At 41.5% G+C, this 20,442-nt stretch carries 15 protein-coding genes; 6 read left to right on the top strand and 9 right to left on the bottom strand.

Features of this window, described 5'->3' with window-relative positions; all coding sequences use genetic code 11:
- Positions 1–10: 10 nt before the first annotated feature.
- The 3 genes from J0M30_00190 to J0M30_00180 are packed head-to-tail and all read right to left on the bottom strand — an operon-like array spanning position 11 to position 3,636.
- Positions 11–1,990: a YWFCY domain-containing protein gene (locus J0M30_00190; GenBank protein ID MBN8665886.1), complete on the bottom strand. Its 1,980-nt coding sequence runs from the start codon at positions 1,988–1,990 to the stop codon at positions 11–13.
- Positions 1,991–1,996: 6 nt separating this feature from the next.
- Positions 1,997–3,265, bottom strand: coding sequence for a relaxase/mobilization nuclease domain-containing protein (locus J0M30_00185; protein MBN8665885.1), 1,269 nt, complete (start codon positions 3,263–3,265; stop codon positions 1,997–1,999).
- A complete protein-coding gene (locus J0M30_00180; GenBank protein MBN8665884.1) occupies positions 3,250–3,636 on the bottom strand; it encodes a plasmid mobilization relaxosome protein MobC in 387 nt (128 codons plus the stop codon). Before J0M30_00180 ends, J0M30_00185 begins: the two co-directional genes overlap by 16 nt.
- Positions 3,637–3,923: 287 nt before the next feature.
- On the opposite strand from J0M30_00180, the gene J0M30_00175 reads away from it, so the two are divergent.
- Positions 3,924–4,214 (top strand): hypothetical protein, encoded by a 291-nt coding sequence (locus J0M30_00175; protein ID MBN8665883.1) that lies wholly within the window; start codon positions 3,924–3,926, stop codon positions 4,212–4,214.
- Between the two features lie 80 nt (positions 4,215–4,294).
- Positions 4,295–8,017, top strand: coding sequence for a hypothetical protein (locus J0M30_00170; protein MBN8665882.1), 3,723 nt, complete (start codon positions 4,295–4,297; stop codon positions 8,015–8,017).
- Between the two features lie 12 nt (positions 8,018–8,029).
- Here the strand turns inward: J0M30_00170 and J0M30_00165 are convergent, their stop codons facing one another.
- The 3 genes from J0M30_00165 to J0M30_00155 form a co-directional block, all read right to left on the bottom strand.
- Positions 8,030–9,475, bottom strand: a complete 1,446-nt coding sequence (locus tag J0M30_00165) for a hypothetical protein (GenBank protein ID MBN8665881.1) — start codon at positions 9,473–9,475, stop codon at positions 8,030–8,032.
- A 374-nt stretch (positions 9,476–9,849) separates the two neighbouring features.
- Positions 9,850–13,881, bottom strand: coding sequence for a hypothetical protein (locus J0M30_00160; protein MBN8665880.1), 4,032 nt, complete (start codon positions 13,879–13,881; stop codon positions 9,850–9,852).
- A gap of 89 nt (positions 13,882–13,970) precedes the next feature.
- Positions 13,971–14,447, bottom strand: a complete 477-nt coding sequence (locus tag J0M30_00155; protein MBN8665879.1) for a JAB domain-containing protein — start codon at positions 14,445–14,447, stop codon at positions 13,971–13,973.
- Positions 14,448–14,609: 162 nt separating this feature from the next.
- Here J0M30_00155 and J0M30_00150 point away from each other — a divergent pair, with 162 nt between their 5' ends.
- Entirely contained in the window at positions 14,610–15,563 is a 954-nt protein-coding gene (locus J0M30_00150; GenBank protein ID MBN8665878.1) for a hypothetical protein, read from the top strand.
- A gap of 143 nt (positions 15,564–15,706) precedes the next feature.
- On the opposite strand, the gene J0M30_00145 is transcribed toward J0M30_00150, so the two are convergent.
- From J0M30_00145 to J0M30_00135, 3 genes are all read right to left on the bottom strand, one after another.
- Entirely contained in the window at positions 15,707–16,732 is a 1,026-nt protein-coding gene (locus J0M30_00145) for a DUF945 domain-containing protein (GenBank protein ID MBN8665877.1), read from the bottom strand.
- A 67-nt stretch (positions 16,733–16,799) separates the two neighbouring features.
- Entirely contained in the window at positions 16,800–17,171 is a 372-nt protein-coding gene (locus J0M30_00140; protein ID MBN8665876.1) for a single-stranded DNA-binding protein, read from the bottom strand.
- 434 nt (positions 17,172–17,605) lie between these two features.
- Entirely contained in the window at positions 17,606–18,154 is a 549-nt protein-coding gene (locus tag J0M30_00135; GenBank protein MBN8665875.1) for a hypothetical protein, read from the bottom strand.
- A gap of 668 nt (positions 18,155–18,822) precedes the next feature.
- On the opposite strand from J0M30_00135, the gene J0M30_00130 reads away from it, so the two are divergent.
- The 3 genes from J0M30_00130 to J0M30_00120 all read left to right on the top strand — a co-directional run bounded on the left by J0M30_00130 (position 18,823) and on the right by J0M30_00120 (position 20,430).
- On the top strand, positions 18,823–19,221 hold the full coding sequence (locus J0M30_00130; GenBank protein MBN8665874.1) for a hypothetical protein: 399 nt from the start codon (positions 18,823–18,825) through the stop codon (positions 19,219–19,221).
- 99 nt (positions 19,222–19,320) lie between these two features.
- Positions 19,321–19,779: a hypothetical protein gene (locus J0M30_00125; GenBank protein MBN8665873.1), complete on the top strand. Its 459-nt coding sequence runs from the start codon at positions 19,321–19,323 to the stop codon at positions 19,777–19,779.
- Positions 19,780–19,797: 18 nt separating this feature from the next.
- Positions 19,798–20,430: a DUF3347 domain-containing protein gene (locus J0M30_00120; protein MBN8665872.1), complete on the top strand. Its 633-nt coding sequence runs from the start codon at positions 19,798–19,800 to the stop codon at positions 20,428–20,430.
- Positions 20,431–20,442: the final 12 nt, after the last annotated feature.

The following is a 20,442-nucleotide window of genomic DNA, read 5'->3' as shown; positions in this document are numbered from 1 at the left end:
CTGTTGCTAATTACTTTGTTAGCGTGTCCAGGCCTGGTGTATTCAAAATTCGCTCGATCTCTGTTTCAATTATACCAACTACTTCAGCTTTGACTCTACGAAAATTCTCATTTACCATTAGCACAGTTATTTGTGTAGTAACCGGTAGTTTCCGATATAGGTCAGATTCTGCTGTTAGTTGGGCATGATCATTAAGAATTTCACAGTGAAATGTCTTCAGCTTTATTTTATTCGTGGGATCATCTGCTACCATGCCGACAAATTCACCAGATGACAGGCCAGCGATCTTTGACTGAGGTATGGCAAAATCCAACTGGCTGGATTTGCTTACTGAAGTATCAGTTCGATTGATAGAAATACTCTCTTTGACCTGATTAATTTTTCCGAATCGCTCAGAAAGGAATTTGGAGGTTTCACCTGTTACCTGCCCACTAATGATATTGCCGGTGATATTCATTATTACGGCAGACTGATCTGCACCATAATCTTTTTTCAACTGACTAAAATCCTGGATTCCCAGGCAAGTGGCTACTTTGTTGGAACGTGCCGTTGCAATTAAACTATCAATATCATTGAAAAAAATGGTGGGAAACTCATCAAATATCAGACTTGACTTCAGTTTATTTTTTTGATTGACCTGCTTAATTAAACGGGTCACATATAAAGAAAGAACTGCCCCGTAAATCTGCTGCTTTTGAGGATTGTTGGCAAGACAAACGATCTTGGGATTTTCAGGGTCATTAATGTCCAATGTAAAATCGTTTGCAGAAAGTACCCAATAAAGTTGCGGGGAGGAGAGACGAGCCATCCCGATCTTGGCACTGGCCACCTGGCCTTCCAATTGTTCCATCGCATCGTTCTGGTAGGCCGATATGAAAGGATTTATAAGAACTTCTATTTCCGGTTCTGTGCGAAGAACCGAAAATAGTTTTTCATAGTCCACCTGCATCAGTTCAATTACATGCGGCAATGTAAGGTATTTCCCACCCTGGTATTTTTTCAGGAACCAGATAATTGCCGTCAAAAAATTGATCGGTGACTCTACAAAAAAATCCCCTTGTTTGGTGATCCAGTCCCGGTTCAGGCCCATCATAATGGAACGGGAAGCTTCGGTTGCATCCGTTATATCGAACATGGTGGAAGCATCCAGCGGATTACAGCGGTGACTCTTGGAAAGATCATCGAAATTGATGGTATAGAATTTCGGTTCTACTTTATAACTGCTCTTGTTCTTCAGCAACGTATTGTAGGCGATTTTGGTCAGGTCGTCGTATTTAAAATCATAGACCAGCATGGTAAACCCTTTCCGGATATGTTGCCGGATAATATGCTGAATCACAAAGTAGGATTTACCAGCTCCGGGTGAGCCGCAAACGAGTAGCCCCCGAAACGGATTAATGATATTGATCCAGCTTTTTCGGACCTTACCCCTCAGGTTATACTGTGCAGGAAGATTGATCGAGTATTCATTCTCCAACAACCGTTCTTCCTGGGGGAATGTTTCATTTAACTCGTTGAAAATATCCTTTCCCAAATTCACCCTGATATACCGGCTGAGCAGGTTGCCACCCGCCAGCACCAATAAGAACCCTGTTCCTGTCAGGATCATATACCCGGTTGCCAGTTGCTCCACAGGGCCCTGAAAGCGTAGAATAAGGGTACTGGAAAAGTAAAGACTTAGCCCCAAAACCAGGTAAATCAGGATGGATCGGGGGTTGATATTTTCGGATTTTTTGCCCCTTGCCCCCAGCAAGGAAATCCCCAGCAGCCCGAGGGCAATCAACTTAGATTTCAGAGGCGTGCTATAGAGCCCAGTAAGGGCAATATTTTGGAGGAACTGGTCGCCCCAGGGGGAACTGAGCCCCCAGCGTTCAAAAGCCCCGTAGCAGTAAAAATAACAATGCAGGAGCAGGACCAAAATGGCCCCCAACCGGGTAAAGTCCAGGATTTTTCTGAGGCCCGCTTCATTTTCGCCGGTTCCGGATGACATAGGTACTTATTTAGGGTTAGGATTGCGTTTTTTCTTCTTTTTCTTCAGCAGTTCACCAGGAACCCGGTTCAGGTTCTTTTCATGCTCCAGCAGTTCTTTGAGCAGGCCGTCCTGGGAGGGTTGCGACCCGGTAGTTTGAGAGGGCTCTTTGCTTTCCCCGAATCCCTTTGTCTGGGCGGTTTCAGGGGCGGTTTTTTGGGCTTTTACCGAGCCATTTTGCCCAGACTCCATCGAAGTCCGGATACCAGCAATACTGTAGGTCTTGCCTATATCACTGCCGTTAAAGACAGCCTTGGTCCTGTAGTCAATAAAAGTAATCCCGAATACCAGCCCCTCTTTATTCTCGCGCAGGACGGCTTGTACCCCTTCTTTTTTCAGGGCAATAATCAAAGCCTCCAGGCTTAACGGAGATTTGGCCAGCACCCAGTCAATGCAGGTCTTCAACCTTTTTTTATCGGGCTGCCGGAGGGTCTCATTTTCTGCGAATCTTATCTCCAGGTTTTTCAGGGTGGGTTTGTTATGAATCAGACTGGCTTTAATGGGTACCCCAACCTTATTACCCTTTCCATCCAGCAACCTGTAGAAAAGTCCACCTGACTTGTATACAATCCCTTTCTCCCGGCCACGATCAGCCTCCACGTTATACTGCCGGAGGATGGCGTTCAGTTCTGCCAGCGAAGTGTATTTAAACTGGTTGATCACCGCATCCAGGACATTGGTAATCGAACGACGGGTTTCAGATTTACCGTATTGTACTTTCTGTACATCCACGGGCCGGATCCCCACAACCTGTCCTGTTTTTTTGCCCTGCGCCGGGATCAAACCAAAACTTTTCTCCAGTTCTTTTCTTGCCTGCTCGGATTGGTTGCGGCCGATATTATAAGTATCAATACGCTTTCCATCCGGCTGGATACTAGTGGTCAGGATATGGATATGTGGATGACCGGCATCGTGGTGCTCATAGACCAGGTAAGGTTGTGACCCGAAGCCGATTTTTTCCATATAGGCCGTTGCGATCTGTGTGAGTTTGCCCCCCGAAAATTTCTCGGATGGGTCGAAGTTTAAGGAGATATGGAGTGTATTGGATTTTTTTGCCCTTTCATTTCTTGCAATCAGGTCCTGCATCCGTTCCATTTTCTGGTGGAAGTTCATCTGGCCCGCCTCCAGTAAATAGTTCCCTGCGAAAAGGCAAACAGCCTTTTCTTGCTGGCATTTCTGCTCATTGTAATTGAGCGCCCTTTGCAGACTATGCGGGCTGGTTATTCGGACGACCATTGCTGGTGGATTTCATTAAGTTTCTGAAATATTTTACCCGTCAATTGCAGAAAGTTTTGATGTAGTGCTTCGTGCTGGTTTAACCACCATTTTACCTCACTGATATGATTTAATGTGTGGAGTTTTTTAACAGCCTGGTTGTAATTATTCCCGATGGCGTTCAGTTCTTTTTTCAGCCCGATCATTTCATGTAAAAACTGATCGGCGGATTCGTTTCTGACTTTAATAGTTACAGGCTTTTGCAGCAGCACATTGCGTGCATACTCGCTTAGTTTTCTATGCGTGGATTGGGAAAATAATAAATGTATTTTCTGGTACTCTGCGGGCTTGACCCGAAAGGAAATCCAGGAAGGTATTTTTTGCTCACTCATCACGATTCATTTTCACATTATCTCCGGCAAAAGACAAGCACTGTTTTTTGCCGCTATGCCCTTTAAGCTTCTTTTCCCATAGTCCCGCCGACTCCGGAGGCATAGGGACCAAGATGCAATTGTGCAACAATTGAACATCTTGCCGGTTGCAGACACAGCAACCTTTGACCTTGTAAAGTTAAACTGACCGATTCCGATAATAAACACCTGATCAAATTCTGATTAGCTCCTATCAGCGAATAAATAATAGTTTTGAGAACGATTTTTAATAAATAAAAATGTGAGTTATGAGCAGTGCAGTAAACAAAGAAAAAGCGAAGATTTTTGAAACCATTTTGAGCAGTCCTGGAATGACTGAAAAATGCAAGATCGTTTTGCATATGAGCCGTCAAAATATTATCCTTCTCGGCAGGCTACTGGAAACCGGATTACTGACTTCCAAAAATGAGCCCACTGACGAAATAATAAGTGCTTTACCAAAGGAAGTCAGTGAGGAACTCAGGGAGATGCATACCGAGATATTAAAGAAAGCCGACCTGACGGAGTTTTATGAGAAACTCAAATCTATCCAGGCATAATCCGGCTGATAGCCGATCCTGATCAGCCCATTTTCTGTATCTTTCGAGACAGCATTTTTCCTAAAAATCAGCCTGTTTTGATGACTACCGCAGAAATCCTTAAGGCAATAACCGACCGGTCAAAATTTGAAAAGATTGGTAGTGATATTCTTCGCAGAAAATATCCTGAGCTAAAGGATTTGATCGAAGCAGGGTTAAATGAAAAAGGAGAATCCGTCCGAAGCCCGGTTGATGCCTTTGCTCCGATAAAAAAAGATCTCTACGGATACATTGAATACACGACCGATGATTCCAACCTGGAAAAGAAGTGGCTAAAAGAAGATCCTAAAAAACCGGGAAACGATGGCGACCTGATAAAAGCCTTACGTATAGTACGGCAGAAGCGCCTTACAAATCCGGAATGTGCATTCCAGATTTTTCTGGTGACCAACCAACGGGTCAGCGTGGAACTTGAAAATAAAGTTCAGGAAAAGGTCCCTGAAAAATTTATTGAGGTAAAAACTATCGAGCTTTCTAATCTCGAAGATTTCCTGGATAACGATCCTGTCGGTCAATACCTCAGATGGAAGCATTTGGGCATCAGGGCTGTACAGTTGTCACAGTCTTTGCTAAGAGAAATTTCTCGTGAGAATCTTGCCAATTACAGTCAGGCCATTTTCACCGAGGAGTCTTCACTTGTTGACACTTCTGCCGTTCAAAAGTTGTCAAAACAATTAGAGAAGTTAGCCACCAAATTGGCTCTTTTGGTTGCTCCTTCCGGAGGGGGAAAAAGCGCAGCTTCTCTTAGCCTTGCAATGAAAGCTTATCATGCCGAGGAAGTAGTCTTGCGCCTTGAGCCAGGTATAATCGCCGATTCAACAGGAATATTTGATGCTATTGAGCGTCAATTAAAGCGACATTACCCGGACTTATTTATTGGTAAGGATTTATTACCACAGTTATTGGCTGGATCGCCATTAATCATCATCGACGATATCAATAGTAATAATCCTGGTGTTTTACTGGATAAAATAATTTCATGGACACAGGTCGCTGAACCGGATAATTTAAAAATGGTATGTCCCGTTTGGCCGCAAAATATCGGGTTGATAAAAAATAGCGCCGCAAAAGAAAATTTTTATCAAACCCTCAAGCTCAATACTATCAACCGGCAAGAGGGTGCAGAGTTTATTAAGCAGCGGCTTTCCAGGCAGGGATTGTCCTTGTCGGATTCGCAGATCATTGAGATATTAAATGTGACCAGGCAAGACCCGTTGTTAATGACTTTGTATTTGGACAGGATCATTAAAAGTGGTGGTTTTATCGCCAATCATGGCCAGCAGATCATTGAATGGTATGTCCAGGAAAATATTAATGATTTATCCAGCAAAGCAAGCCTGACAACGAACCGCTTTGTATTGGTCCTTGATGCGATAGGTTATCATATGCTCAGCAATCGTGACCTGCATCCAACTTATTCTTCGCTAAGAAAATATTTTAGAGATACAGGCCGTGATTTTGACAGCTTTGAAAAACTGGCCGTGAACAGGAAGTTGTTTCATGCAGAACCTGATGATAGTATCGTTTTCAGGCACGACCGCATCAGAGATTATTTACTGATTGTAAGTTTACAAAATCTTCTTCCGAACGCAGCTAATTACACTTCAATCATCGAAGACCCCTATTACTCACAATGGATCGGAGCAGCCATTGCAGGACAGGAACTTTCTGATTTGCAAATTGAACAATTGCTATCACTCAATCCGCCTGCTGTTTTTCATTCTTTGAAATTTCTCCAGGGAGAGAAACACCAAAATTATTTTGACCGGATTGCCGGTAAAATCAACCAATGGAATGCTCAGATTCGTACCAATAATATCACGCAGGAAGTATACCGGTCTGCCGCATTTGCCCTTCTCAGTTTTGATACGAAGGATGTAATGAAAATAACAAAAGGTTTGCCTGAGTGTTTAGAACTTTATCTCGCCCGCTTCCGCAATGGTGAAACCACAGAAGGCATACGTTATTATGCCTGTCAGGAATGGTTTCCCCCGAGATCGTTCAATTACTGGCGAGATATAGTGCTAGATCATGTGCTGCAATTAAACTTTGAAAAAACGCTTAATGATGTTGAATCGCTATTAAATCAAAAGCTCACCGAAAAAGGTAGATCTCCTACGTATTTACTTGCTGGTTATCTCCGTTCTCCGACGTTGCTGCCTTCGCTACAGAAGCACTGGAATAGCAATAAAAATGAGAATGAACTGCACGTCTATCTATGGGCAATTTTGAACTGCTTTAATGGCGAGAATCTTTCAGTGCTTACAGATGCGTTGGATTACTGGGCAACGCTAAAAGTGGACCCTAACAGAAAGTACCAAAGCCGTGGAATTAAAAATGATGTGGTGCATGAACTAACTGGAATCCGGTGGGAGTTCACGGACGAACAAATCAACCACCTGGTGATGCTTAGTGAAAATCCTATATACGCACAACTCATTTTTGCTATTATTAATTTCCTGGATTCTCCTGCTGCACTTGGAGCTGTCATCAAGCGGCTAACTAATCAGGGCAGTCCTATAGAGCAAGAAGTTTTCTCAGATGCAGCTTTCGATGATGATCGGTGGGATGTAAGAAGAGGACGATCTAAGCTATCCGAACCAACAAGAGCATTTTTATTTAATCATTGGAAGGACAAGACCAATCCTGAGAAAGAACGTTACCGTGCTTTCAGGTATTGGTGCGGTAATGAAAGCGATGCCATCGTGCTTGCAGAATTAAAATCAATTCCGAAGGAAGATACAGCCATTTATGAATTCTCCCTGAATTGGCGGCGCAGCTTAAGGGATATGACAGTCGTTCCGGAATATTTACAACTTGCAGAGAAGGACCTAAATTATATGCTGCAGGCGGATGAAATCTGGAACCCGGATGTTAAAGCCTATTTCAAAAAATTTCTTGCGAAGACTATCCCGGAAACAAATCCGGTCCGCATAGGGGCAGCTATTGAAGTCCTTCGAAAGATCAATCAAGCAGATGCCGAAGAAATCCTTCTTGAATTTTGGGATAACATCAGTTGGGTAAGCCACGGATTTATCATAGCCTTACTGATCGCTACTCCCAAAACCAGACAGCTTGCCGCAGGGGAAATAAACCGCTTAGGCTTTGGACATTGGGACCGGGTAAAGGATTATTACCAGGGGCCGCTGCGGGGTTATTTTATTATTCCTGATGTGCCGTGGAACCTGACACAGGAAGAAAGGACGAATGCGAGTTTTATGGCAGACGAATTCAGGCATATTCACTTCCTGTTTGGCAATCTGGTTGATCCAGGCAACCGGCAAATTTCTCTAGCAAGGCTCGAAAGTCTACAACCTTATTTCGAGCTGATGGAGGATCACGGTTTATCAGAAATCGCCAGGCAGTGCCGGCTATCGAATTACCCGGAATGGGTACAAAAGATTGCATCGTATCTGAGCAAAGAGTCTAAGAAAAACGTATTGCCAACTCAAGACGACATTGTGGAGGAACTAAGGCATTTGGAAATATCTAAACAGGCATTTGACTTTGATCAGTATTTGGAAAAGCTTTCTGGCCGTTTAATTGACCGGGACCAGTTCGCTATGTGTTTAGCAAAATTTGCCCAATCAGCTAATAGCTTTGCCGGCCTAATTATTATTTGCAGATCACTTGCGAAGATGGGGACAAGAAAGCAGATTCCCATTATTGAGAATTATGTAATGACGGAGGAACAATATCATGATAAAGCAGCGCCGCTAAAAGCCAACACGATTTATATAATACTCCGCAATAGTCTCCTTTGAAATTCTTATGGTTCACTCTGGTTTTGAGACATGGGCAATCACTTCTTCAAAACTTAGTTCTTTATGATCTTCCCAGAAATTAATAATGGCCCATCGGGCCTTGTACATGACATACGGCACTAATTCTTTCATTTTAATATCTGAAAAACCATTAACATAGCCGCTATGTAATTCGGCATTCCTGATTTCCTGTAATTCCAGGATCAATGACTTAAAGTATAGATCCCATTTCTCGCGGTTTTTCTTACTTTTCGTAGTCAAGTAATATTGTATTATTCGTCTCAAAAACGGATGTTTAATCTGCGGCAAATATTTCCTGATCGGAAATTTTAGGTTCTGCCGATATCCTAATTCTGAACCAAGCAGTTCCAGGGTAGATTGATCAGGACCAAATTCTTCCGAGTATTTACCGTGAGCTGCACCAAAAAATAAATTCCCGATGTGTAATAAAAGCCAATCTGTGAACTGACTGGTTTTATTAGACAGGATAACGGAAAATCTCGCTCTTATGCCTTCGTTGCTGACATTCTGCGACCAGAACAAATTCTCGATATATTGCCAGAAAAGAGAAACTGGCCCTATAGTATCAGCTTTAATAAATACCTTTTCATTGTGAAGTAACTGGTTATTGGGGCCATGACCTTTAAGTCGCACGAAAGGTGAACTCACTAACCTGTCATGTTTGAATTTATCCAACCATTCTATTTTCCCGTTCATCCAACTGATATTGGCATGCCAGCCCCGTCCCTTAAAATCTTCAGTAAACAGAAAATTGCCAGGTTCCAACTGAAGATTTGTGTCCAGGTATCCATTCAACAAGTGTATTTCTTCCTCCACTAATTGCACACCCTCCAGGCTTGTTGTTTTCTTGCTCTCATAATTAAGTTCAATATAGGCCAGCAGTTTGTGCCTGCCGAAAAAGCGGGGGTACATTTTAGCGAAACGATGCTGTTCACGGTCTTTCAACCTGAGACTTTTTTTCAGCTCCCGGAATTGCGGATGAGCAGGAGAAATAAATGTTACCCTATTCAGCTTTACGAAAAAAGAATTTTCCAGTTCCTTCCCAATATTTGTCCGATTGATCACGTACACAAAATGTCCTTTCCGGTGCCGGGGATTTATCATGAGATTTTGCAACCCTTCAAACTGTTTTATAAAATCCCTGTTGTTAAGATAATCCTGCGCCGTATCCTGATACGATTCATCCTTATTATGTTCATATATATCCAAGGGAAATGGAAATTCGTACATATTTGATGACAGAATCCGATCGATATATTTATCTACTGATTTTTTGGAATGATTGTTTAGCCGGAACAATGAAACTAACAATTGCGTATAGAACTCTATTCCTTTTCGGTGCTTTTGTAAACTATGCCGACATACAATAAATTTGGTGAGATTGGAAAATAATAGACCAAAAAGCGAAGTTTCAAGTTCAGTTTGTACTTCCTCCAATTCTGTTTTGAAACCCTGGTTAGCTTTTAACCATTTCACCTTCTTACCGGCGGTGCCAGCCTGGTTATACAGGTCGTAGCTAATTTTTACTGCCTCAAAAGATGGAAAGTGCTTCTTTAAAAAATTGCCAAAAAAATGGGTTAGCTGCTGAAAATGGTTATCAATATAGTGGGGGCTACGTTCGATATTGTTGTCAATCTGAAATACAATCTTGCTGATATACGATATCGGATTATCAAAAGGTAAGTCCGGCAACTTGCCCAGGAATTCGTTGGAATAAAGAAAATAATCCGCGAAGTATCGCATTTTTGCCTGCAGATTCGGATTGGGATTGGTCAACCAATTTAGTTTCATTGGTAAAGAAAATTTAAAATTTAACTTACAGTAACCCGGTAATGCAGATTTACAAATATGTGATAAAGGATCGTTCCACTACCATGTTCCGACATGCAGACTTTTATTGCAGATTTGCTGTAGCCAAGTTTATTACTTATTTCAGTAACCGCACCTGTAATTTCAAAGCCTGTGGGATAGGTAGTTGATGGAAGTATCTCATCGCTATATTTTTTCCAGTTGCTTTCAAAAACCCCGGGATTTTCGCTCAAGTCATAAACTAACAGGGTGAACGCTTCACGCTGATGATGATAATTGAATATTTTCTCAAGATGCGACTTGACGGATGCAGGGTTCCGGTAAATAAAAGCTTCACATACCATCATCACCCGCTTGTACCGGTTCATTATGGGCAAATCCCTTTCACCCGGCTGTTTACCCCCTATACCTGAATAGGCTCCCCTGGACTGGTCGCCGACTTGCCAGCCCCATGGATTGATCCGTGTATCCAGCAGTAGTTCCATGAGATCATTGTACTTATTTTCGTCTTTGATTTCTTCAATTGATTTTATTTTTTCCAGTAATTTATCAGCCGCAAGGATGATTTCTTTGACGATAAACTGATTCAGCTCTAACTGTCCATTTAAGTTTTTAGGAAATATTCTTATTAGCTTTCCTGGTTCAGTGTTGAATATTCTGGCATAATGATTCTTTAGTTCATCTATATCGTCAACCTGGCTGATTCTTTTTTCAAAGTCTTCTATAAATCGGATGTCCGTTATATCACTGAACTGATGATAGGTTTTTGCAGAACTGACCAATTGAAGAGCCTGGGCAAATTTTTTCTGATCAATCAGGCTTTGCACCATGATCTCAAGTACTGCGGGTTTCATCCGGTTCGGGAGGTCCAGGCTTTTATAACGGGTATCAAGTTGATCATAGTCGCCTGTTTTGCTCAAGACTGTCATGACGTTTTCTGAAAGTTCTGGCTCCAGATAGTCCAGTGTGTTGTCTGTTATATCAGATTCAACTTCTTTCCATTCTTCCAATGCTTCCTGATAAAGAGTTATTTCATTTGTTGTCATCGCCAGATTAATCTTTGCTACCATTCTGTTCAGGGCAAAGGAGGGGTATTCGGGATACTGTTTGACGAGTGCATTAAAAATTGTGTGTGACTTTGCGGGGCCCGTTTGTATACATAGCAACCCTTTATAGAATTGCTTGTAATCGGCGGGACGCAGTTCGCTAGGGCTTTGATAATTTAGAACTGGCTCGGAAATCGCATCAAGCTGAGTCTCCGAATTTTTAAAATAGGCTGCCAGTAATTCCGCTTTGTAAAGAACCAATTGATACTCTTTTTTATCCCTTCTGGTCATGACTTCCTGTCTCCAGAATTCGATAGCCTTTTCTATCTGAGGTAATAACTCAGGATGACTGGATAGGTTAGTAACAGCATGCTGAATTTCCGGTATCCAATTGTAGTTCTCTAAAAAGGTTTGAATATTAAGTCCCTGAATTTTTTTTATTAATTTCTGTTTCACGCCCTCCGATTTTACTAAATCAAGTAACGTGAGCAGTTTACTAATATCTCCTGTTTCGCTGATCGTGTTAATTATAGTATCCCGGTTAGAAAACCAGTTGATCGCACGGGCAATTTGCGGAAATAAGGCTTCTTTATCGGAGACCTGAAACCTCCATTCTCTGTTAAAGTCGAATAAATCGATTTTGCCCCTTATGGGATCGTCTTTGATATGGATTCTCAGGAAATCAATTATCTGGGACTCAATTTTTTTCTTAATAATATGTATCTCATTTTTTTCAAATCCGTATGGCAATACTGGTTGCAATAAATTTCGTAGAACCTGCAGCAGTACTCCAATATGGGTACGTAATTTGTCGGCGCTGAATTTGTTTTTTTCATGATAACGGTCCGGTGTCTGTTCAATATCAATCCGGGGAGATAAAAACTGATTAAGAAGACCGTTTGCATGGATAAAGTAAATGGGATAGATCCATTCAATGAAATGAAGGCGCTCGATTTTCTCGCTCCACAGTGGAATTCTCAACTCTTCTTTTTCTTCAAAATGATTATACTTTTTAATTTCAGTTACCTCTATACTTTTTAAATATCTGTTCAGAAATTCCTTTGTCAAATGACCAATAGTTTCACTCATTGGCCCCTTCTGATCATGATACTTCCAGTAAGTACTGATTTTGAGCAGCCAGCACATGGCATCCCACTGGAGAATTGGAAACTGGACCGTGCCGTTATTATACAACGGTTGGCTTGAATATTCCATGATAATCGTTGCCAGTTCCGGGTATAATGCAGGAAGTAAATACTCCGACTGCCTATGGTTTGTCATGTATGGATGTAACCGGCTGTCCTCAAGCAAACCCAGAACAAGTAGTTCCTTTGTACGATGCTGTTCCTGTGTCTCCTGTTCCCGTTTGGTGTTGCTCCGGTTGTAAGGAATTTCATACTTATTATTATTCAGGCTGCGATAAACCTGAAATATTTTATTGGCAGCCTGCCATTTATCTTGTTTTGGGAGTTGTAACAGAAAGAGAGCGGTTGATTGTTTCCAGAGTTCTATATTCATCATTTGCTTCTGAGAAGCAAAAAAATCCAAATCATCCAGCAGTAGAAAAGCAACGCTTTCCAATCCTTTTTCCATTATCAGGTAAGGAATAATCACCGGACGATCTTTAATTATAAACCGTGTAGTTTCCCATAACAGAAAAGGTTTTTGAAGACCTGATTCCAGCAAACGAATGACCCTGTGATAATTTATTTTAGTATCAGGGGCTGAATCGGGCTGTGATTTCTGGCTATACTCATCATCGTATTTGACAATGGATTTTATCAGGTATGTGAGTAAATTCCTTGAATCCTGTCCGTATAAGTAGGTTATAGAGGCTTTTTTTTCCCATCTGTTAAAGCTGGTCAGTAATTCATAATGATCTGTGGTATTTAATGTGAATTCCCCGGAGTTGATGGCCCTTTCTAGGGGTAATAGGGAATCATATCTCAACCGGCTATCAAGACAAACTTTTCTAAACTCATCTTTCGATCCTTTTATGTCAGTGTCCGTCATGACCAAATCAAATGCCGTATTGAGAAACCTGGTTGCTGAATTCCCGGTCATGTATAAAAAGGGATCCGGCCACATCGGCCAATAAAGGAGTTTCGTCAGCCAGGTTTTTAATCTCTGTGTATCATCTGCATATGTATCATCGCTGATTATTAGTTCCCATAGTAAGCCGCCGATCTTATCTTTCAGTGCACTCCAGTACCCTGGTTCAGTATTGTAAAAGCCAATTTGATAATGTACATCAGTTTCCGTGATGACTTTTTGCTCAATAAATGCCCTAATTGATGGTATTTGGGGAAATAATAATTTGAATGACTTATGCAGTTCATCTAAATCTTCTCTTTTTACCATTAATGTTTTTACGTCAATGTTTTCTTTAAACTGTTCATAGGCGGAGATAAATGCAAAATCATCCCAGTGGTCAATGTACTGTTTAAAGTAAACCTGAAAGTCGGCATATTCAATCAGCCCCTCTTTTGTCGAAGTCCATTTATTGAAAAAAACACCTTTCCGGTCCAGCTGCATATGATATTGGCGCTCATATAACTCTACTGCTGATTCGATATGATTTTTTTCAACTGTTCTTTTCCCGCTTTTTTCATGATTTTGCTGAAATTCCAGCCAAAACAGGATTTCATTTTTATATTCACTAATTTCATTGAACCGGAAGCAAAGAGAACTAACCCCACCTGTGACTTCCACAAATCCAAGAATGTTTCTCAGCCAGCATTGTTGGAAAAGGGTGGCATCATCTATCAGAATATTATTTGAATTTTGATACCGTTCTTTAAAGTCTTCGTACTGCTCAAAAGATTTGTATAAGCCGAGCGGTTCGGCCTTATGTATTAGCGTAGCAAAGAACCGGGAGGCCTCCCAAGCAAGATCGGCATCGCAAGCTCCTTCATCTTTTGGATATGGATGTTTTTCGGTTTTGGCCTCGCTGATAATTTCGTTTAAAGCGCTTACAAGTTCCTGCATTATACTGTTTTTAGTAATGGACTATAAAAATACTACAATATACCAGACAGGGTGGGCAGACCAATGCCAGTTATAGAGTTAAAAAGGGCTTAAAGCCGCCCTTCATCAGCGAAGCTGAGATATCCCTCGCTTGTTAGGATAATATGATCCAGCACTGTTATATCATGAAACTGTGCCGCATATTTGATTTTTTGGGTTAGTTCTTCGTCTGCCCTGGAAGGTTTAAGACTGCCTGAAGGATGGTTATGGCTGAGGACAAGGGAGCAGGAACCCAGCCTTAAGGCTGTAGCAAGTATGATCCGGGGATCAGCCACAGTACCGGTTATCCCGCCACTGGAGACCGTCATCAGTTGAAGAACCCTGTTGGATCGGTTCAGAAATAAGACTTTGAACTCTTCCACCAGTTCAATCTTTTCTTCATTCCAGTAGTTTTTTAAGATGTCGTAACAATCTTTTGAGGTCCTGATCAGCGGACGTTCAGATACTTTAACGGTGACTTTTCTTTTATACACCACTTCGATTTCTGATACATTGTTCAGCATTTCCAGGCTTAGTTTGTTTTCCATAATCCATGTTTTTAATGTTTGAAAAATTGATTATGAAACCTTCACCGGTTGCAGCCGAATTTGCGCAAGGAGGAGCGGAATAAATGACAGCCATGCGCTAAGCCCTGTGTTTATGCCGAACTCCTTGCCAGCATATTGCAGGCGAAAACCGAACTTTGTGTAATGATAAATGAGTCAACCGCCCCTTTATTAACCATGGATGAAACCTGGACTGTCTTTGATAATGTATCAACGGACAGGGGGGAGTTCATTAAGAAATTCGTACCGGAGATTTATTTGCGTCCTGAAGTCCACAGTGACACGAGAGAGAATTTCCGGCTCATCCGGAAACTGCTGGAGCATAGCTATTTTGAATATAAGTTCTATGATCTGGGGGCCTTAAAAACCATGTTCACGATGGAGATGGCGCTTAAACTCAGGTACCAGGAGATCAATAATGAAAAATGGGGAGAAGGAAAAAAATTGGTCCAACTTATTAAGTGGTTTGAGGATCGTAATTACTTTGAAGTCTATAACCCGGAATATTTAAAATCCCTGCGAACCATCAGAAACGTGATGGCGCACCCCTATGAACATACATACAGCGGACCCCACTCCTCATATTTAATTCAGCATGTTATAGACCTGGTGAATGGACTTTACGAAGATCCGGAATTGTGCAAACAAAGAATGGTTACAACTATGAGTATAATATCCCTCCTGGAAGGATTCAAGGAGGAGATTAAAGTATATGGGAAAGACAATACTTATCTCGCCCATCGTGCCTGGCCGGGATTCTTGAACAACAAAGGCTGTAAAGAGATCCTTCATTTTTATTATAAGCCCTGGTACGAGATTCCCAAAGAGGATTTAACAACTAACCAATGGGGGCTTTCTCCAACGGTGTATTTTAAAGCCACTAGCTATACAATAAATCAGGACCATCTGTTATTAAAAGATGAAAGTGGCGATGAATTAATGATCGGAGCTATTACAGAACAGCATGAATTGGAGGAATTCCGGAGATGGCGGCAGGAATATGAAAAGTTTAATCAGCCTACAGGAGATTATTTATTCACCCATACCAGGATTACGGATACATTCCTGATGCACCTTAGAGAGTTTCATAAGATATAGTTGAGAAAAAGAAGCAAAAAGTTTATTCAGCCAATAACAATAACCCAAGCTGCCCCGCCCGATACTGAAATCTGCCACTATATAGCGGGGCAGCTTTTTTACCTTTTAAAAGGGCAGCCCGTCGCCGGGCTGCCTGTGTTGTTTTAGTTCATAAAATCCATACAAAGGTTAAAGGCCTTCTGTGTCCGCAGTTGTGCCGTACCTCCGTATAAAAGGGATTTCAGTTTGCTTTCGTCGTCTTTGTAATTACGTACATTCTGAAAATACCCGGTCACGGCATTATAAGCCCCGAACAAAGTGCCCCGGGTGGTTTCTGTTTGCTGGGTGGGGCTGCTCATGGCATATTCAAAAACGGAATTGCACATGTTGTTAAAGCAGGTGGACAGTTCATCATACTGGCCTTTTTCGATATTGTCCAGCACCTCTTTATTTGGCACCATCGCCAGTTGAATCAATCGCAGGAGTTCCGGGTCGGTTACTTTTACTTTTGTCCAGCGGTTAAAGATGCTATCCAGTTGCAGGGAAAGCTGGTTAGAAATACCCATTACTTTATGCGCCTGTTCCAGTCTTTCTTTTGCATTGGCGGTATGCCTTATTTTGATACTGTTGGAATGATTGCGAAGGGCTGCATTGAGGGTATTATTACAAACAATACGGACGGGTGTAAAGGCGGCGGTAATACTTCCAAAACCATCGTGGGAAGTGGTCAGAAATAAATACTGCTCGATTAAGTCCTCCCGGCCTACTTTGATATAACCGGGGAGTTTGGCGGTGATAAAAATCCGCTCACCTTTTCCGAGTGCCCCGGCTGTTTCATACTGGATACCATCGCCCCCGACAATAGAATCAAAGAAACTGAAAGCATCCCGGTTCTGGATGATTTCATAATCCTTGCCCACTACTCCGAGTACTTCCCCGGTATCGGGCCGCATGGTGGCCAAATGGGTTTTAATCCGCTTGGTAAAATCCATCGGCTGACCGTCTGCATTGTAACAGGTAGTATAAATATCCTGCTTTACCACTTCATAATCCAACCCGGCAAACCGGATGGCTTCGGCACTGGTCGGATAGTCCTGTACAACCTGGCCGAGCCCGTGCCAGGCTTTTTCTTTCACGGAGAAAAAACTGTGTTGTCCTGTCTGTTCGTTGAAATTGATGTTATGCGCCATAATTGATTACCCAGCATAATTTATATCCCGCAGGCGGTACTGCTGCGGTTTAATGAGAATAAATAAATCAGAATGGTAAATCCTCCACCGGTTCAGTAATATCGGCCGGTGCGGGTAAGGTTTCAGTAGTACCCTTACCATGCAGTTTGATACCGTTCACATGAAAATCCAGTGAGCCCTTTGGCTCTCCGTCTTTGTTCATCCATGCACTGACCGAGATACGCCCCTGCACTTCCACCAGCGTTCCTTTGGTGAGATACTTTGCGATACCCTCCCGCATCCAGTAGGAACAGTTCACATAGGTGGTGAGCTTTTTCACCTCCTGCGAATCTTTGGGTTTGTAACTGTCATTAATGGCGATACTGAACCGTACCACTTTACGGTCACCCTTCACGGTGTTGACCGTTGCGTTTGCTGTGATTCTTCCTGTTAGTTCCATAACATTTAATTTTTGATGAAAAAAAATTGTTTTGTAAAAGAAAAAGGGAAAAAAGAAAGCTTTGGAAGAATGCGGCTGTCCTGCCGGCAAAAAGGAAACGGAATAAAGGAAGGGTGTGGGATGGGTGGGTGTTTATGCCGTAGTCTTTTTGCAGCTTTTTAAGATTCGCAAAGCCGCATAACTTCGCTTTCGCATGGGGTCCCGTTTCTTACAAAACAGGACCTCGCCAATCAACTACCTTCAGTTGTGTAATCCTGCTGTTGACGCCGAAGCATGAGGCGTGAACAGCCAATATACCCTGAAGGCATTGTATCCGAAGGATGAGGATAGTATGCCGGTCATCTGCCAGTTGATAGCTGAGCAAAAAGATGAACGGAGCGTCGCAAGAAAAGATGCTATGAAAAACAATAGCCGGAAAGAAAACAGAAAAAAGATCAATCAGCCAACAATGCTTCTTTATATTTACTGAGTGTAGTATAGATTACCTGTACAATACCTCTCATGCTGTGATCCATCGATGACAGACCATTTAACTGAAAGGCATAAAATGCTTCACGAAGCGGCTGGTATTTTTCTTCTCCCTTATCCAGATGTATACCGCCCCGTACATATGCATAAAATTTAAGAATATCCTGAACGGTATAGGGGTTCTCCAAAAAGTACAGGCATTTGAATCTAAGAAAAGCATCTTTCTTTAACTCCACCGGATTACCTGATAGACCCGGATTAACCTCTTTCCATTCAATAACCGGTAGCAGACCGGATTCCTTCTCATGCCACTCATCACCATTCACGCAATAAGTAATTGGCAATTGTTTGTCCTTATTAAGCATATCCACTAATGGCTGTGTATCGTATAAGAGAAAACGAACAGGATTACTTGCCTGAATCAGGGAATAATTAGAAGATTCAAGATGGTATCTTTCCAGTTCATTGAACTTCTGTAAAAAAATATTCTTGTAATAGGTAATACTGAATTCCATCGCGATGTAATAATACGAATTTTCAAAAGCGGGTCGTTGTAGTGTCTGAATTTCTGGGATAGAAAATTTGGACAGAATAGGCCCACAGGTTATTAATCTGTTTCAATGGGCCGGGTGAAACTAATTCCCCTTATTCAACTTAAAGGGACTGTTGTCAAGACTGGTTTTGCAAATGTAATTATGTAGAAGTAATAGTATCCAGGAACAGATAAAGATCAGAATTATGAGAATCAGAATTGAACTTGGAAAATCAGGAAAAAAAACTTCGGGTCTAGTAGTGGATAATTAATATTAATTTGCTCAAATGTTAGTACAGATTAATATTGTAAATACTTAATTGAATTTTTAATATTATATTTTCGATAATTGATACCCCGGTAGAGTCATATGTATATTAGTTTGACTGGAAATCTGTTTAACCTCCTGTAGATTCAATATCCATCATTAAAGAAGCGCTGATAATAGCCATTAGTGGCATAATGCTGGCAAATAAGATATAAAATGAACCTGTTAAAGTCATTCGGTAAATTTCTAAGTCGTTTGCTGAAAGCAGTTTTTCTACCCAAGAAGAATTGTTGTAAGTAATTCATAATCATGTATTAAAATTTATTTTATAAACATTTAGGGCTCTATTCTAAAAAAATAGCTATACTTTTGTTTCGTATTTCATGAAAAAGTTCATCGTAGCCATATTAGCCGTTTTATACCTCGGTACTTCAACCGGGGCAACGGTGCACATGCACTATTGCATGGGCAAACTGGCTGATTGGGGTTTGGGGCACAATAAATCCAAAACTTGCGGGAACTGCGGCATGGAGAAGTCTGAAGAAAAAGATAATGGCTGCTGCAAGGATGAACATAAGTTTGTGAAGAATGACAATGACCAGAAAACTGCTGAGTCATTCGTTACTAATTTTGCATTACAGGTTATTGACATACCGGTTGAATGTTTTACCAGTTCAGAAATCCTGGTTTCTTCTGTTACCGAAAAACATCCTGTAAGTCACGCTCCACCCCGAAGTAGCGGCGTTGCGGTGTACATCCGCAATTGTACTTTCCTTATTTAGAGATTATACTCATTGATGAGCCAGGTGTTCCTACACCGGGCTATTGGCATTTCTATATGCCGTTGTAATTCGTTTTCCAACATAGTAAAATAATAAAAAATGAAATCAGTAAAAATGCTGATGATGGCGGCTTTGACCATCATGTCTGTTTCTGTATTTGCTCAGGAAAAAGCAGGCAAAAGAGACACGTTGAAGCACACAAAACTTTATACCTGTTCAATGCATGACAGCATAGCTATGAAAAAGCCCGGTAACTGCCCGGTTTGCGGTATGAAACTGGAACGTTCACCAAAAGAGCAAATGAAAGCTGAAGTTGTAAAAAACTACTCCTGCCCGATGCACGCCGATGTGGTAAGTAATAAACCGGGAAAATGCACCAAATGTGGAATGGATTTAAACCTTTCACCAAAAGAAAAAATGAAAATGGAAGTAGTAAAAGCCTATGCATGTCCAATGAAATGTGAAGGCGATAAAACATACGACAAAGCCGGTAAATGCCCTAAATGCGGCATGGATTTAAAAGAAAAGAAAGAAGATCACAGCAATCATCAACATTAATCAAAATCATAAATAACTATGAACAAGATAATTTCAGCAATTGCAATTGTATCTGCACTTGTTTTTTCAGCCTGCAGCAACAGCAGCCCTAAAAATGAACATGAGGGGCACGATATGAGCAAAACGAGTACCGACACAACACAGCATGTATCTGCAACAGATGATAAGGATGTAAAGGCAGTTTCTGTTGTTTTTACGAATGTAGATGCCAAAGCAGCAGCATCCATAAAAGAAATTGCGGACCATTACCTGCATATCAAAAATGCCCTGGCCGGTGATAATGCCGGTGAAGCAGCGATTGGAGCAAAAGCAATGGAAAATGCTATTGGCAAACTGGATAAATCATTATTGACGGCAGAACAAAAAACAGCCTACGATGCCAACGAAGCAGAAATGAAAGAACATGCAGAACATATAGCTAAGAACGGGGATAATATTAAGCATCAGCGGTCACATTTTGTAATGATGAGTGAAGTAGTTTATGACCTGGTGAAAAACTTCGGTGCTGGCCGCCCTCTTTATCATGACCATTGTCCAATGGCAAGGGACAACCAGGGTGCCATGTGGATTAGCGAAGTAAAGGAAATTAAAAACCCGTATTTCGGTTCCGGAATGTTCAAGTGCGGCAGAGTAGAGGAAGTAATTCAATAATGATTAATCAAA

This window comes from Chitinophagales bacterium (genome assembly GCA_017303415.1).
Lineage (GTDB): Bacteria > Bacteroidota > Bacteroidia > Chitinophagales > Chitinophagaceae > SpSt-398.
The sequence above is the reverse complement of the archived record's forward strand: the minus strand, read 5'-3'. Positions and strand labels throughout refer to the sequence as shown.

Coding starts and splice junctions, on each gene's coding strand:
- J0M30_00190 (MBN8665886.1), bottom strand. CDS start 1,990: ATGTCATCCGGAACCGGCGAAAATGAAGCGGGCCTCAGAAAAATCCTG.
- J0M30_00185 (MBN8665885.1), bottom strand. CDS start 3,265: ATGGTCGTCCGAATAACCAGCCCGCATAGTCTGCAAAGGGCGCTCAAT.
- J0M30_00180 (MBN8665884.1), bottom strand. CDS start 3,636: ATGAGTGAGCAAAAAATACCTTCCTGGATTTCCTTTCGGGTCAAGCCC.
- J0M30_00175 (MBN8665883.1), top strand. CDS start 3,924: ATGAGCAGTGCAGTAAACAAAGAAAAAGCGAAGATTTTTGAAACCATT.
- J0M30_00170 (MBN8665882.1), top strand. CDS start 4,295: ATGACTACCGCAGAAATCCTTAAGGCAATAACCGACCGGTCAAAATTT.
- J0M30_00160 (MBN8665880.1), bottom strand. CDS start 13,881: ATGCAGGAACTTGTAAGCGCTTTAAACGAAATTATCAGCGAGGCCAAA.
- J0M30_00155 (MBN8665879.1), bottom strand. CDS start 14,447: ATGGAAAACAAACTAAGCCTGGAAATGCTGAACAATGTATCAGAAATC.
- J0M30_00150 (MBN8665878.1), top strand. CDS start 14,610: ATGATAAATGAGTCAACCGCCCCTTTATTAACCATGGATGAAACCTGG.
- J0M30_00145 (MBN8665877.1), bottom strand. CDS start 16,732: ATGGCGCATAACATCAATTTCAACGAACAGACAGGACAACACAGTTTT.
- J0M30_00140 (MBN8665876.1), bottom strand. CDS start 17,171: ATGGAACTAACAGGAAGAATCACAGCAAACGCAACGGTCAACACCGTG.
- J0M30_00135 (MBN8665875.1), bottom strand. CDS start 18,154: ATGGAATTCAGTATTACCTATTACAAGAATATTTTTTTACAGAAGTTC.
- J0M30_00130 (MBN8665874.1), top strand. CDS start 18,823: ATGAAAAAGTTCATCGTAGCCATATTAGCCGTTTTATACCTCGGTACT.
- J0M30_00125 (MBN8665873.1), top strand. CDS start 19,321: ATGAAATCAGTAAAAATGCTGATGATGGCGGCTTTGACCATCATGTCT.
- J0M30_00120 (MBN8665872.1), top strand. CDS start 19,798: ATGAACAAGATAATTTCAGCAATTGCAATTGTATCTGCACTTGTTTTT.